Genomic DNA, 14,591 nt, shown 5'->3' on the forward strand with positions numbered 1-14,591 from the left:
TATTTTTTTGTTAAAATTTTAACGAAGCATTAGGCTTTTAGGGTAAAATAAGGTATGCTTGTTAATGTTGTAATATTTAAGTGAGGTGGAAATAATGAGCCGAGTGGATCGTTACAAACATATCCATGAAAAAGCTAAACCAATTGAAGAGAAAAAAACATTCAACCCAAGAAAAGAAAAGAATTATGGTGATGAAGCATACTACGAGGAATCAGAGTCGTTTAACGAGCCAGAAATAGCACCTCGTTCCCATGAACGTATCGATCAGTCAAAAGAAAAGAAACGTTTTTTCAAGAAAGAAAAACAACCGAAAAAACCAAAAAGAAAGAAACGTTTTAGTTGGCCCAAAAGAATTTTACTTGTCTTGCTATTATTGATCGTATTAGCTGTTGGCTTTTTTTTCAAAGGGAAGTCTTACGCTGAAAATGATACTTCTCTTCCAAAAGAAGAACTTGAAACATTTAATGGGGTAAAAAGCGCTAATGGTGCCCACAATATCTTGATTTTAGGAAGTGATACACGGGGAGAAGATAGCGGTCGTGCAGATACGATCATGGTCCTACAGTTAGATGGACCTTCTAAAAAACCTAAGTTGGTTTCTTTCATGCGCGATACCTTTGTTGATATTCCAGGCTATGACGCAAATAAAATCAATGCTTCTTACGCTTTAGGCGGTGCAGAGTTAGTTCGCCAAACCTTAGCTGAAAACTTTAATATCCAATGTAATTACTATGCAAAAGTTGATTTTCAATCATTCGAAAAGATCGTCGATTCAATGTTTCCTAATGGTGTCAAAATAGATGCTGAAAAAGATCTAAATCTAGATGGCGTCGATATTGCTAAAGGCAGTCAAAAAATGGATGGACATACTTTATTACAATATTCACGCTTTAGAATGGATGAAGAAGGCGATTTTGGCCGAGTTCGCCGTCAACAACAAGTGATGACGGCAGTGATGGGACAGTTGAAAAATCCATTAGCATTATTGCGCACACCAGAATCGCTTGGCCGTTTAGTAGGATATATGTCAACCGATGTTCCTACTAGCTTTATGATCAAAAATGGTCCGTCTCTTCTTTTAAAAGGCGGCAGCGGCATCGAAAGATTAACAGTTCCAGTGGAAAATTCTTGGCAGAATGTCGATTACGATTACGCTGGCAGCGTGCTTCAAATCGATCCAGATATGAACCGTGCAGCTGTACAAAATTTTCTTGATCAATAAGTATTTTATTTAAATATCAGGTAATCTATGCTATATTTATAATATCGTGTAAAATTAGTGAAACGAGGTTACAGAATGAAAATCGCTATTGTGACAGATAGTACCGCTTATTTACCTGAGCGAATTAAGAATTCACCTAATTTGTTTGTGATACCGATCCCAGTCATTTTGGATGGTAAAATATATAACGAAGGAATCGACATTGAGGCAGATGAATATTACAGCTTATTGAATAGCAGTAAAGAATTCCCAACGACGTCTCAGCCAGCTTTAGGAGAAGTCATCGATTTGTATGAAAAGATTGCAGCAAAAGGCTACGATACGATCATCAGCATTCATCTTTCTGCTGGAATTTCTGGTTTTGTCAATACATTGTTTTCTTTGACAGATGCAGTGAAAGGAATCACTCTTTATCCTTATGATTCTAAGATCACAAGTGTACCGATGGGCCATATGGTAGAGGTCGCACTTGATCTAGTTCAAGAAGGCGCTAGCCTAGAAGAGATCTTTGCACGATTGGATATTATTAGAGATAATACTTACGCTTATCTGATTGTTGATGATCTAAATAATCTAGTTCGTGGCGGACGTTTGACAAATGGAGCAGCACTGATTGCCGGTTTATTGAAAATCAAACCGATCTTGACCTTTGAAGAAGGAAAAATAGTCTTGTTTGAAAAAATCCGTTCGACTAAGAAAGCTTTTGCCCGAGCGGAAAAAATTATCGGTATGCGTGATAAAGAGATCGACCGTCCAGTTAAATTATATGTGATCCATGCAAATAATTTGGCAGTCGCTGAAGAAGAGAAAGAAAAGCTTGCAAAACAATATCCTGATGCAATTATTGAAATCGGTCATTTTGGTCCTGTCATTGGGACACATTTAGGTGAAAAAGCAATTGGTTTATGTATCTCAGCTCAATAATAATAGGTGACATAGGATGAAGTAAGACTGATCGATGGTTTTACTTTATCCTATGTTTTTCATATAATTCAACAGATAATAAATAGTATGTTAAAATAGAAGACAGATCCTATTTTTTAATAAAAATAACGATTCGATAGTCATTTTTCTTTAAAAGTAAGGTATACTTAAAGAAAAGGAGGCGAGTGGATGAATCTAAATGAAGAGCGATTACAGAAAGAAAAAATGAAGCAGGTTCAACTGCTCGCAGCTTATTACCAGGTGATCAACCGTTTACCGCTTGGGGATCAGAGGGACCAAATGATTCGCGATATACTCGCAAGTAAAGATAGAATAAAGAAAATAAATCAGAAATTAACAGAATTAAATAATAAAGAGTAGTCAACGATTCATGTGGCTATTTATCAAAAAGGAGCATGATTTGATTATCGATTTTTTTACTGTACTACTTTTCATTTTTGTACTACTGATGTATGTTTATTTAATTTTAGTCAGAAAGAGTATTCTGATTAAGAGCGTCAAGAAAAAAATTGTCTATGTTTTTATCAGTACGGTCAGTTTGTTGATTCTATTTATGGCTTTAAGCGTTGAACAAAGTGCTGATCAACGGATTCGTAGTTTTCTTGCTCTCTTACTTGTCTTAAGTTTTTTATTAGATGCAAAAGGTTTTTCAGATGATCGCTTGATTTTAGGGCCTTTTGACCGTAAAGGGATATTGTATCGTGACATTGACAAGATGGCTTTGTTATTAAAAGAAGAAGAGATTTGGTTGAATTATTTCAAAGACGGTAGGAGAGGCCCCATGTTGAAATTTTCTATCCCATTAGAGGAATTACTTTGTTTCCTCTCTGACCGGTTGAATGAAGAGGCAGAAATCAACATACTTGTTGATGAAAATCAATAAGTAATAGACGAGTAAAGGTGGATTCACGTACAAAACTAGGTACGTCGTTTTCACTTTTATTAAATTATTGAGAGAATAGAGTAAAAGAAATCTATTTTTCAAAATAATAGTCAATTTTGATAGGTATTTTTTGAACAGTTTGCTATAATGTGTCAGAGAAATTCTGAAAGGAAGTATCATTGTGCATAAAGAAATTGAAGAGCGGCTTGCTGAATTACGCGAAAAATACAAAGAATTGCCGCCAGAGAAAAAAGCGGAGTGGGAACGCCACATCAAAAAGAAAAATTTCCTGAACTATAAGAAGATCGAGCATGTGAAATCTGACCTACTGCGCTTGGAGGCTCGACGTGCACAACTAGAGCTTTGTGATAGAGAAAAAGAATTAAGCTTGGTTGAAAAGAAAATCAGTTGTAAGAAGGAAAAATTACTTCGTTATTTAGGAAAACAAATCGATCAATAACACCATTAGTCAAAGGGGGATACAAGATGGAGTTTGTCTATTTAATTATTGTATTTGCTTTTGCTATTACTTTCTCTAATGTCTTTAACCGAATTTTCCCGATCGTTCCGTTGCCGATCGTACAGATCATCGTTGGTGTACTGATTGGTATTACCGAGATCGGGCACGAAATAGTATTTGAACCAGAAATATTTTTAGTGATGATCATTGCACCTTTATTATTTCGAGAAGGTGAAAGAAATGACATTTCATCCACACTGAAAAACTTTAGTGTGATCTTATTTTTAGCCTTCTTCGGCGTACTGATCACATTGATCAGTGTTGGATGGGCCTTACATATAATACTCCCGGCATTGCCGATTGCAGCGTGTTTTGCTTTGGGAGCCGCTTTGGGTCCTACGGACGCCGTGGCAGTTGGTTCGTTATCAGGGAAGATTCAAATTCCGGAAAAGGCGATGCATATTCTTGAAGGTGAAGGACTGATCAATGACGCGTCTGGCGTTACTGCCTTTCAATTTGCATTAGCTGCGTTGCTTACAGGTTCTTTTTCTGCAACAGATGCCGGAATCATGTTGATTGTTTCAAGTATTGGCGGTGCAGTCGTCGGTGCGATTTTAGTAATGATCAAAAGACAAGTTGTTATGATATTAGAAAAAGCATCAGCAAGAGATGTAACAGGTTATTTATTATTAGAATTATTACTACCGTTTTTAGCTTATATGGTTGCGGAATTATTCAATGTTTCTGGAATCATCGCAGCAGTTGTTGCAGGTGTTATGCAAGCTGCGACTTTCAAAAAAGTATCGTTATTTGAAGCGGAATTATCGAGTGTGTCTGAAAGCACTTGGGGTACGATCACTTTTATGTTGAATGCATTAGTTTTTCTTTTTCTTGGGATCGAGTTGTCTCAAGTATTTTCACCGATCTGGAATAGCGAAACGTATTCAAACAGCTTTTTGATGCTGGTTATTTTGCTTTTAAGTGTGACTTTGTTTGTTGCGCGCTTCCTTTCGATCGTTTTGATTTATAGTGTAAAAAAAGGGATCAAAAATCTTTGGCAATCTATGAATGAAATGTTGATTTTAACATTTGGTGGTGTAAAAGGAACAGTCAGCTTAGCAACGATCTTCATTTTACCGATCACAATCAATGGCCAAACGTTTGAGGAACGCTCCTTATTATTATTCATAACGGCCTGTGTCATTTTAGTTACCTTAGTTGGCGGAATTTTGGTATTGCCATTCTTAACGGATTCAGAAGATGTAGAGGAGATAAATCCTCAAGGAATCACCTTATTGCAAGATGTGATTGAAAAGTTGAAAGTTATCAATAAAGAAGATCCTCAAGTAGAAATGAACGTGGTCATTGAAAACTATCAAGATCGCCTAAAGGAATTGTATACCAGTCAGCTACCTTCTGATCAGAAACAGGAAGTGCAGGAATTACGGGCTTTGATCGTTTCTATTGAACGTGACGGACTTGAAGAAAGTTTTCGTCAAAAGGAAATCGGTGTTGATGGTTATCGTCTCTATGGACGTCTGATTTCAAGGATGGAACGCTCGATTGCAAGACAGCTTCTTTCGATCATTGGTTTTTGGCTGTTGTTTGTCCGACAAATCATTGCTTTTTTCGTTCATCCAGATTTTCTATTTGCACGTAAAAACGAAGAAGATAGAAGAGAGCTCCAATCAGAAGAATTAGAAAATGTCCGACAAGTTTTCTTACAAAATACTGAAGTCATTTTAAAGAGTTTGGACAACTTAAAAGGTGTCTATGATGATGAAATCATTCGTTTTTTCATTGAGAGTCGTCTGCAATTAGCTCAACGTTTAGAAGATGGGACATTTATCGACTCCTTTATCGTTCATTCTCAATCAAATTATGTTAAAGAGTTATTGATCGGCTATCAAGAAGAACGAAAAGTGATCGATGAATATGAGTTATGTGATAAAATATCTTCACTAGAAGCAAACGAGTATAGAAAAAATGTGAATTTGTTGGAATCTTATTCGATCAATGACGTTTCTAATACGATTCCATTTAGAAAGTTAGCGAAAAAATTAGAAAAAGAAGCTGAGTAAGAAAACAAGCTTCTTTTTTTTGTTTATTTTTGATACAATAAGCAGGATGAAAAGGGTGTGAGCAAACAGATGAAAGAATTAAAAGTCACAGAACTAACTAAAACATACGGGGAAAAAACATTATTTGATCATATATCCTTCTATATCCATGAAAAAAATCGAATTGGTTTGATTGGAACGAACGGGACTGGAAAAACTACTTTATTAAATATACTAGCTGGTAAAGATAGTGGAGATGGAGACGTTCAAGCAATTCAGCAACCAAATGATTATCAAATCGGTTACCTTTCACAAGATCAGGTTTTTGATCCTGAATTAACAGTCGTGGATGCTATTTTCCAAGGAGAAACACCGATTATTCAAGCAGTTAAACGGTACGAGCTGGCACTTATTGCTCTGGCTGAAGACGGTAGTAGTGAAGCTGCTCAAAGACAATATGCTCAGGCCGAAGAATTAATGAACAAAGAAGATGCTTGGACAGCAGATACAGATGCTAAAATCATTTTACAAAAATTAGGAATCGAAACGCTCCATAAAAAAATTGGAGAATTATCCGGCGGTCAAAAAAAGCGTGTTAGTTTAGCACAGGTTTTGATCGAATCCCCAGACCTACTGATTTTGGATGAGCCGACAAATCACTTGGATTATGAAGCAATCAGCTGGCTTGAAAGCTTTTTGAATGGTTATCGTGGTGCCATCTTAATGGTGACACATGATCGTTATTTTCTCGACCGAGTGACCAATCGAATTTTTGAGCTGTCATTTGGAAAATTATATGAATATAAAGGGAATTACGAAGCATATATTTTGGCTAAGGCTGAACGTGAGCGGATCGAGATCGATCAAGAAGAGAAACGAAAACAACTGTATAAACAAGAGCTTGAGTGGATGCGCGCAGGAGTTCAGGCTCGCGGAACCAAACAACAAGCTAGACAAGATCGGTTTCATGATCTTAAGGAAAACTTGCATCAGGTCAATCAAAAAGGGCAATTAGAGATCGATATTGCTGGACAACGGCTTGGAAAAAAGGTACTTGAAATAAAAGACGGGAATTATTCAATTGAACAGAAAGTTATTTTAAAGCAATTTGACCTTCTTGTGCAGGCAAAAGACCGCATTGGAATCACAGGAAAAAATGGTGCAGGGAAATCAACTTTATTAAATATCTTAGCCGGGCGTTTACCTTTAGAGAGCGGTCTCTATTCGATTGGTGAAACAGTGAGATTAGCATACTACACGCAACAAAATGAAGCTATGGATCCAAACCAGCGGATGATCGCGTATCTTCAAGAAGCTGCTGAACAGGTACAAAGGACAGACGGCAGCAGCATTGGAGTCGCTGAACTGCTTGAACAGTTTCTTTTCCCTCGTTTTATGCATGGGACGATCATCGGCAAGCTTTCTGGTGGAGAAAAACGACGTTTATATCTATTGAAACTACTAATAGGTCAGCCAAATGTTTTGCTGCTTGATGAACCGACCAATGATTTAGATATCGATACATTGACAATTTTAGAAGATTATATCCGTACATTCAAAGGTGCGGTTATTGCCGTATCACATGACCGATATTTTCTTGATAAAACAATGGAAAAACTACTTGTTTTTGAAGGAGAAGGACAGATAAGTACGTATTTTGGTTCGATGAGTGATTACTTGAACCAAAATAAAGAATCTGCTAAAAAAACGGTTAAATCTGAGCCGAAACAAATTCAAGTGACCGAAAAAAAAGAAAAAGTAAAATTGACTTATATGGAACAAAAAGAATGGGCCACAATTGAAACTGAAATCAGTGAACTAGAAAATCGTTCCGCTCAACTTGGAGAAGAAATGAATCATCAAGGAGATGATTTTACAAAGCTTCAGCAACTGCAAACAGAATTAACGACTGTTGAACAGCAACTAGAAGAAAAATTGGAACGTTGGGAATATTTGAGTGAATTTGCAGAAAATTAGGAGGCAATAATGATGGAAGAAGCATACTTAGCACTAGGCCGCAAAATTTTAGAAGAGGGACATGTAAAAGAAGATCGGACTGGAACTGGGACTAAAAGTATTTTTGGTCATCAAATGCGTTTTGATTTATCTCAAGGGTTTCCATTGCTTACGACAAAGCGTGTTCCTTTTGGCTTGATCAAAAGCGAGTTGTTGTGGTTTTTAAAAGGAGACACGAATATTCGTTACTTATTGGAGCATAATAATCATATTTGGGACGAGTGGGCCTTTGAGCGATACATTAAAAGCGAAGATTATCGAGGACCAGATATGACAGATTTTGGTCGTAGAGTATTAGTGGATGACGAATTTAAACTAAGCTACGAGGCCGAGCACAAAGCGTTTTGTGAAAAGATCGTATCAGATGAAGCATTTGCTGCTAAGTATGGAGAGCTAGGTAATATTTATGGTGCGCAGTGGCGTCATTGGGAAACAAAAGACGGCGGTTTTATCGATCAACTGAAAAATGTCATTGAGATGATCAAAACAACGCCAGACTCACGTCGATTGATCGTCTCTGCTTGGAATCCAGAAGATGTGCCTTCAATGGCTTTACCTCCATGTCACACTATGTTTCAATTTTATGTGAATGATGGTAAATTGAGCTGTCAATTATATCAACGTAGTGGAGATGTCTTTCTAGGTGTACCGTTTAACATCGCTAGTTATGCATTATTGACTCATCTAATTGCTCACGAAACGGGCTTAGAAGTGGGGGATTTTGTCCATACTCTTGGAGATGCGCATTTGTATACAAATCATATTGATCAAATGAAAGAGCAGTTATCAAGAGAACTTCGTTCATTTCCTACACTTAAGTTGAACCAAGAAAAGGAATCTGTTTTTGATTTTGAAATGGAAGATATTGTAATAGAAGGATATGATCCTCACCCAGCAATCAAAGCACCTATCGCCGTTTAAGTTTGAAAGGAGCATTTTATGTTAGCAGCTATCTGGGCACAAGATGAACAGGGAACGATCGGAAAGGAAAATCGATTGCCGTGGCATCTGCCAAATGATCTAAAATTTTTTAAGCAAATGACGGAGGATAATACAATCGTCATGGGAAGAAAAACATTTGAAGGAATGGGAAGTCGTCCGCTGCCTAATCGACAAACGATCGTTATGACGAGGGACAAAAACTATAAGGCTTCTGGCGTTATTGTTGTTCATGATATAGACGAAGTACTGGCCTATGCCCAAGAATTTTCAGGAATTACTTTTATAGCTGGCGGTTCCAAAGTTTACGAGGAATTTTTACCTTACTGTGACGTTTTATATCGTACAGTGATCAGCCATACTTTTGATGGAGATTCAGTATTTCCAGAAGTTTCTTGGGAAGATTGGACGTTGATCAATCTTAGCCCTGGTGAGCAGGATGAACAAAATTACTATTCTTATCAGTTTGAAACATACCAAAGGAAAGTCTGCCCAGAGCAGGAAGAGTAAAAAAAGTTAGCAGGTCTGTAGAAGATTCTGCTAACTTTTTTATTAAATATGATTGCGGTATAAACCAACAACTTTACCAAGAATACTAACATTAGGCAGAATGATCGGTTCTAATGCATCATTCTCAGGTTGTAGGCGAATATGGTCTGTTTCCTTAAAGAATCGCTTGCATGTTGCTTCATCTTCATCTGTCATTGCAATAACAATGTCCCCATTTGCTGCAGCACTTTGTTTACGAACGATAACTTGATCACCATCCAGTATTCCAGCGTTGATCATACTTTCTCCGCGAATCGTCAACATGAATAGTGAATTTTCTTCGGATTGTAAATCAGGCGGCAATGGGAAAAAATCCGATGCCTCTTCAACAGCTAGGATTGGTTCACCAGCAGTAACCACCCCCAACATAGGAATGACTGTTGGCTTGATACCGATTTTTTCCAATCCTTCAGCAGTCAGTTCGATCGCTCGAGGTTTAGTCGGGTCTCTTAGGATCAATCCTTTTTTTTCTAAACGTGCTAAATGTCCATGAACAGTAGAAGTAGAGGATAGGTCTACTGCTTTTCCGATTTCTCGAACGGTTGGAGGATAGCCTTTAAGTTCGACTTGTTCATATATATATTTTAATACTTCGACTTGTCTTGTATCTGTACGTTTCACCAAAACCCGCACCTTCTTTCAATTTATAAATTTAGTGTACCATAGTTTTCTATAGGAATCAAACAAGCGTTCGTATTTTTTGTTAAAAGTATTATTATATGCAAAAAAAAGGGTAAGAACATTGTTTTATCTAGAATATGGTTGTATTTTTATAATACATCTTATAAGATAGACATGGAAAGTAAACTCTTATTTCTTATTATGATTACTATCAAGATTTTTGCTAACCTTTCATTAAAGGAGGACAATAAATGCTATCACCAGAAAAAATGAACCGCATCAATGAACTTGCTAAAAAAGCAAAGGAGAGCGGATTATCAGAAACTGAAAAAAAAGAACAGAACGAACTCAGACAAGAATATTTAGCGACCTTCCGCAGCGGCATGCGTCATCATATCGAAGGGATGAAGGTCGTAGATCCGGAAGGAAAAGATGTGACCCCAGATAAATTAAAGAAAATCCAAAAGCAAAAAGGGCTGCATAATAGAAAATAATTTCAGTTTTTTTTACTGAAAGTAATTGCTTTCATAAAAGAAATACGCTAAAATGGACTTAATAAAGGTAAAAAAAACCTAAATAGGAGATGATTTTTTTGTTCGACAACACTGATCAATTAGGCGTCAATACCATTCGTACCTTAAGTATCGAAGCGATTCAAAAAGCTAATTCAGGACATCCTGGATTACCAATGGGGGCAGCCCCTATGGCCTATGCACTTTGGACAAAACACTTAAAAGTAAATCCTAAAACCTCAAGAAACTGGGCAGACAGAGACCGTTTCGTTCTTTCTGCCGGGCATGGTTCAGCGATGTTATATAGTTTGCTTCATTTAGCAGGTTATAACGTTTCTATCGATGATTTGAAAGGTTTCCGTCAATGGGAAAGTTTGACTCCTGGTCACCCTGAAGTTCATCATACAGATGGTGTCGAAGCAACAACTGGTCCATTAGGTCAAGGGATTGCGATGGCTGTGGGAATGGCAATGGCTGAAGCGCATACTGCTGCAGTCTACAACCGCGATAGTTTCCCTGTGATCGATCATTATACTTATGCACTTTGTGGTGATGGTGACTTGATGGAAGGCGTTTCTCAGGAAGCAAGCTCAATGGCTGGTCATATGAAACTCGGCAAATTGATCGTGTTATATGATTCAAATGATATTTCATTAGATGGACCAACGTCTAAAGCCTTCACTGAAAATGTCGGTGCCCGCTATGAAGCATACGGCTGGCAGCATATCTTAGTAAAAGACGGAAATGATTTAGAAGCCATTTCAAAAGCAATCGAAACTGCTAAAGCTGAGACAGATAAACCAACATTGATCGAAGTGAAAACAGTGATTGGATTTGGGTCACCTAAAGAAGGAACATCAGCTGTTCATGGAGCACCTCTTGGAGCAGAAGGTATTACTGCAGCGAAAGCCGTTTACGGCTGGGAATACCCAGATTTTACAGTTCCGGATAAAGTTGCAGCACGATTCAAAGAAACAGTAGTTGATGAAGGCGAAAAAGCTGAAAACGAATGGAATACAATGTTTGAAAACTATACAAAATCACATCCTGAACTAGCGAAACAATTCAAACAAGCTTTTGCTGATGAACTTCCTGAAAATTGGGATAGTGAATTGCCAAGTTACGAGGTTGGGACTAGTGCAGCGAGTCGTGTGACTAGTAAAGAGACGATCCAAGCTCTTTCTAAAACTATTCCTAGCTTCTGGGGCGGATCAGCTGATTTGTCAGCTTCAAATAATACAATGGTTGCTGCTGAAAAAGATTTTGAGCCTGGACAATACGAAGGTCGTAATATCTGGTTTGGTGTTCGCGAGTTCGCCATGGCAGCTGCTATGAACGGTATTCAATTACATGGAGGAAGCCGTATTTACGGAGGAACGTTCTTTGTATTTACTGATTATCTTCGTCCGGCAGTTCGTTTAGCTGCTATCCAAAATACACCTGTGACATATGTCTTGACGCATGATTCAGTCGCAGTCGGAGAAGATGGACCAACCCATGAGCCTGTTGAGCAATTGGCAAGTATTCGTTGTATGCCTGGTGTTCAAGTTATCCGTCCGGCAGATGGCAATGAAACAGTTGCAGCTTGGAAAATCGCGATGACAACAAAAGACGCACCAACTATTCTAGTACTAAGCCGTCAAAACTTACCAGTTATTGAAGGCACTAAAGAAAATGCAGGTGAGCTTGTTAAAAAGGGAGCCTATGTAATATCAGCTCAAAAAGGAGCAAAACCTGAAGGTATTTTGATTGCAACAGGTTCTGAAGTTAATCTAGCAATCGAAGCGCAAAAACTGCTCTCTGAGCAAGGAAAAGATGTTTCTGTTGTTTCAATGCCAAGTTTCGACTTATTTGAAAAACAATCAGATGAATATAAAGAATCAGTTCTTCCTAAAGAAGTAACTAAGCGGGTAGCGGTTGAAGCGGCTTCTCCATTCGGTTGGGAGCGTTATGTAGGAACTGCAGGAACAACTGTAACGATCGATCATTTTGGAGCATCTGCACCAGGCGATCTAGTCTTGAAAGAGTTTGGTTTCACACCAGAAAATGTTGCTGCGAAATTCAATACTTTATAATAGCTAACTGAACACACAAAATTCACTTTGCATGGTGAATTTTGTGTGTTTTATTTAATCAAATCTATGTAATAAATGTAACCAAATCGAAATAACTGGAAAGAATCTGCTTTTTTGTTAACTTTTTCTTAGAAAGCTGTTAGTGAGCGTTTTATTCAATAAATAGTTATAAATATAGAACACACTCTGTGAGAAATGCAAAACAATTAACAATAATATAATAAAACAAACATTTCAACCGAGTTACACTACCTTTAAATATCTATTTTTCGAATCTAAATGATTGTTTATAAAAAAAACTCCTAGTAGAATGAATGTACGATGTTCTATTGAGGAGGAACAAATGGATGGACAAGAAAATGACAAGAAGTAGCAGACATCAACTTAAAGCGAAGCAACATAGCAATAAAAAAGCTGCGTCGGTAATTGGAACATCATTAATATTTTTACCAATTGCTGGAAATTTACTTCCACTGGGAGCGCAAGCGACTGAGTATGAACAGCAAGAAGCGGTTTCTCAACAAGCATTTATTGATTCTATTGGTTATTCAGCTGCTTCCGTGGCTAGTTCGAATGATTTATATGCGTCTGTCATGATTGCTCAAGCTTTACTAGAAAGTAGCTACGGTACGTCAGGCTTAGCATCAGCACCTAATTATAATTTATTTGGAGTAAAGGGCAGTTACGGTGGACAAACAGTCTATATGCCAACGAAAGAATATTTAAATGGCGAATGGGTCACTCTTACCGAACCGTTTAGAAGCTATCCTTCTTATGCCGATTCATTTCAGGACCATGCAAATGTTCTTATGAGTGCTCACTATGCAGGTGCTTGGAGAAGTAATACGACAAGCTATATGGATGCAACCGCTGCTTTGACAGGACGTTATGCAACAGATCCAAATTATGCAGATAAGTTGAACTGGTTAATTTCAACCTATGGATTAACAGCTTATGACTGGGGCACTTCTGAAGTAGCTACGACTACTGCTGATCAATCGATGATTGGACAAAGCACTGAAACAGCAACTTTTTCAGGACAAACCTATACAGTAGCTTCTGGAGATAGCCTTTGGGGAATTGCAGAAAATTTTGGCGTTTCAGTTGATCAACTGATGGCAATGAATGGATTATCTGCTGAGTTGATTACTGTTGGACAAACTTTACAAGTATAACATGTTAAAAAGCAACAGCATTTCACAGATACGTGAAGCTGTTGCTTTTTTTAGCGTTTTCCTGAGCGTAGTTCTTCTAAACGACGTTGTCGATTTTTGGTCAAGTCCTTGATTCTAGGTCTTGGTAATATGGATTCAGGTATGGTTGTTGATTCTCTTTTATGTGTTTGTGGATCATTTGGATCGAATTCTTTTAAATAGTCGATCACTTCTCGAACAATTTGAGTTGGGGTTGAGGCACCAGCAGTCACTGCAACCGTCTCCACATTCAAAAGCCAAGTAGGATCTATCTGGGAGACGTCCGAGATACGATAAGCATTGACACCGGCTTGTTCGATCGAAACCTGAGCTAATCGATTGCTGTTGTTACTTTTAGGATCGCCTACAACGATTGTCAGATCGCAACCTTTCGCTTGTTCGACCACCGCTTCTTGGCGGACTTGCGTTGCTTTACAGATATCTTTATGAATTAAGACATTTGGGTATTTTTCTTTGATCAGATTCATCAAATCACTGACATCCCATTGACTCATTGTTGTTTGATTGGTAACGAAGATCTTATCAGCAACTAATTTTAAATCTGCGATTTCATCAGTATTAGATACCAGATGAACATGTTCAGGAGACACACCAAGTGCACCTTCCGGTTCCGGATGATTTTTTTTGCCGATATAAATAATTTCATATCCTTCAGCAACTTTTTCGGCAATCAATTCGTGGGTAATCATCACGTCAGGACAGGTTGCATCAATAATCGTTAAGCCTTTTTCGATAGCCATTTCTTTCACTTTTGGCGATGTCCCGTGAGCAGTAAAAATAACGGTCCCTTGATCGACTTGAGCTAAGATATCTTCACGATTTTCGCCTTCTAACGTATGAATACCAATGCTTTCAAAGGCATCGGTGACATGTTTATTGTGAACGATCATTCCTAAAATATAAATAGGACGTGGCAGATTTTCATCAAGAGAAGCATTTCTAGCGATGACCATAGCATCAACAACGCCATAACAATAGCCTCTAGGACTAATATTTACTATTTTCATAAATAAAATAACTCCTATTTTTAAGTATTTATTCTCTTCATAACTATACACTATTTTTATTAAATTTGTCTTAAATGATAAGAATCGA

The 14,591-nt window shown here is 37.7% G+C and carries 14 protein-coding genes; 12 read left to right on the forward strand and 2 right to left on the reverse strand.

The genetic code is table 11. The features are described 5' to 3' along the window. The first annotated feature begins 94 nt into the window (after positions 1 to 94). From CC204_RS02815 to CC204_RS02855, 9 genes are all read left to right on the forward strand, one after another. A complete protein-coding gene (locus CC204_RS02815) occupies positions 95 to 1,222 on the forward strand; it encodes an LCP family protein (RefSeq protein WP_088268721.1) in 1,128 nt (375 codons plus the stop codon). A gap of 75 nt (positions 1,223 to 1,297) precedes the next feature. Then, entirely contained in the window at positions 1,298 to 2,146 is an 849-nt protein-coding gene (locus CC204_RS02820) for a DegV family protein (RefSeq protein WP_088268722.1), read from the forward strand. 189 nt (positions 2,147 to 2,335) lie between these two features. Next, positions 2,336 to 2,527, forward strand: a complete 192-nt coding sequence (locus CC204_RS02825; RefSeq protein ID WP_088268723.1) for a hypothetical protein — start codon at positions 2,336 to 2,338, stop codon at positions 2,525 to 2,527. Between the two features lie 40 nt (positions 2,528 to 2,567). Continuing rightward, positions 2,568 to 3,050: a hypothetical protein gene (locus CC204_RS02830; RefSeq protein ID WP_088271638.1), complete on the forward strand. Its 483-nt coding sequence runs from the start codon at positions 2,568 to 2,570 to the stop codon at positions 3,048 to 3,050. Positions 3,051 to 3,231: 181 nt separating this feature from the next. Beyond that, positions 3,232 to 3,510 (forward strand): hypothetical protein, encoded by a 279-nt coding sequence (locus CC204_RS02835; protein WP_088268724.1) that lies wholly within the window; start codon positions 3,232 to 3,234, stop codon positions 3,508 to 3,510. 26 nt (positions 3,511 to 3,536) lie between these two features. Then, entirely contained in the window at positions 3,537 to 5,591 is a 2,055-nt protein-coding gene (locus CC204_RS02840) for a cation:proton antiporter (RefSeq protein WP_088268725.1), read from the forward strand. A 69-nt stretch (positions 5,592 to 5,660) separates the two neighbouring features. Further along, entirely contained in the window at positions 5,661 to 7,547 is a 1,887-nt protein-coding gene (locus CC204_RS02845) for an ABC-F family ATP-binding cassette domain-containing protein (RefSeq protein ID WP_088271639.1), read from the forward strand. Between the two features lie 12 nt (positions 7,548 to 7,559). Next, positions 7,560 to 8,507, forward strand: coding sequence for a thymidylate synthase (locus CC204_RS02850; RefSeq protein WP_088268726.1), 948 nt, complete (start codon positions 7,560 to 7,562; stop codon positions 8,505 to 8,507). Between the two features lie 18 nt (positions 8,508 to 8,525). Then, entirely contained in the window at positions 8,526 to 9,035 is a 510-nt protein-coding gene (locus CC204_RS02855; protein WP_088268727.1) for a dihydrofolate reductase, read from the forward strand. A gap of 42 nt (positions 9,036 to 9,077) precedes the next feature. Here CC204_RS02855 and lexA read toward each other — a convergent pair whose 3' ends face one another. Then, positions 9,078 to 9,698, reverse strand: a complete 621-nt coding sequence (lexA, locus tag CC204_RS02860) for a transcriptional repressor LexA (RefSeq protein WP_162288315.1) — start codon at positions 9,696 to 9,698, stop codon at positions 9,078 to 9,080. A 248-nt stretch (positions 9,699 to 9,946) separates the two neighbouring features. Between lexA and CC204_RS02865 the strand changes: the two genes are divergently transcribed. From CC204_RS02865 to CC204_RS02875, 3 genes are all read left to right on the forward strand, one after another. Continuing rightward, positions 9,947 to 10,189 carry a DUF896 family protein gene (locus tag CC204_RS02865; RefSeq protein ID WP_088268729.1) on the forward strand — a complete coding sequence of 81 codons (243 nt, stop codon included), beginning with the start codon at positions 9,947 to 9,949 and terminating at the stop codon, positions 10,187 to 10,189. 98 nt (positions 10,190 to 10,287) lie between these two features. After that, positions 10,288 to 12,282 (forward strand): transketolase, encoded by a 1,995-nt coding sequence (gene tkt / locus CC204_RS02870; RefSeq protein WP_088268730.1) that lies wholly within the window; start codon positions 10,288 to 10,290, stop codon positions 12,280 to 12,282. A 347-nt stretch (positions 12,283 to 12,629) separates the two neighbouring features. Continuing rightward, the gene (locus CC204_RS02875; protein ID WP_088268731.1) at positions 12,630 to 13,457 is read left to right on the forward strand and encodes a glucosaminidase domain-containing protein; all 828 of its coding nucleotides are present in this window, start codon (positions 12,630 to 12,632) and stop codon (positions 13,455 to 13,457) included. A 50-nt stretch (positions 13,458 to 13,507) separates the two neighbouring features. On the opposite strand, the gene CC204_RS02880 is transcribed toward CC204_RS02875, so the two are convergent. Beyond that, complete coding sequence (locus CC204_RS02880; RefSeq protein ID WP_088268732.1) at positions 13,508 to 14,503, reverse strand: 4-hydroxy-3-methylbut-2-enyl diphosphate reductase; 996 nt, start codon at positions 14,501 to 14,503, stop codon at positions 13,508 to 13,510. Positions 14,504 to 14,591: the final 88 nt, after the last annotated feature.

Source organism: Enterococcus wangshanyuanii (assembly GCF_002197645.1).
Taxonomy (GTDB): domain Bacteria; phylum Bacillota; class Bacilli; order Lactobacillales; family Enterococcaceae; genus Enterococcus_L; species Enterococcus_L wangshanyuanii.

Excerpts from the sequence above, each read along its gene's own strand:
- CC204_RS02880 (WP_088268732.1), bottom strand. The coding sequence starts at position 14,503 with ATGAAAATAGTAAATATTAGTCCTAGAGGCTATTGTTATGGCGTTGTT.
- CC204_RS02825 (WP_088268723.1), top strand. The coding sequence starts at position 2,336 with ATGAATCTAAATGAAGAGCGATTACAGAAAGAAAAAATGAAGCAGGTT.
- CC204_RS02815 (WP_088268721.1), top strand. The coding sequence starts at position 95 with ATGAGCCGAGTGGATCGTTACAAACATATCCATGAAAAAGCTAAACCA.
- CC204_RS02850 (WP_088268726.1), top strand. The coding sequence starts at position 7,560 with ATGGAAGAAGCATACTTAGCACTAGGCCGCAAAATTTTAGAAGAGGGA.
- CC204_RS02845 (WP_088271639.1), top strand. The coding sequence starts at position 5,661 with ATGAAAGAATTAAAAGTCACAGAACTAACTAAAACATACGGGGAAAAA.
- CC204_RS02820 (WP_088268722.1), top strand. The coding sequence starts at position 1,298 with ATGAAAATCGCTATTGTGACAGATAGTACCGCTTATTTACCTGAGCGA.
- CC204_RS02865 (WP_088268729.1), top strand. The coding sequence starts at position 9,947 with ATGCTATCACCAGAAAAAATGAACCGCATCAATGAACTTGCTAAAAAA.
- CC204_RS02840 (WP_088268725.1), top strand. The coding sequence starts at position 3,537 with ATGGAGTTTGTCTATTTAATTATTGTATTTGCTTTTGCTATTACTTTC.
- CC204_RS02875 (WP_088268731.1), top strand. The coding sequence starts at position 12,630 with ATGGACAAGAAAATGACAAGAAGTAGCAGACATCAACTTAAAGCGAAG.
- CC204_RS02855 (WP_088268727.1), top strand. The coding sequence starts at position 8,526 with ATGTTAGCAGCTATCTGGGCACAAGATGAACAGGGAACGATCGGAAAG.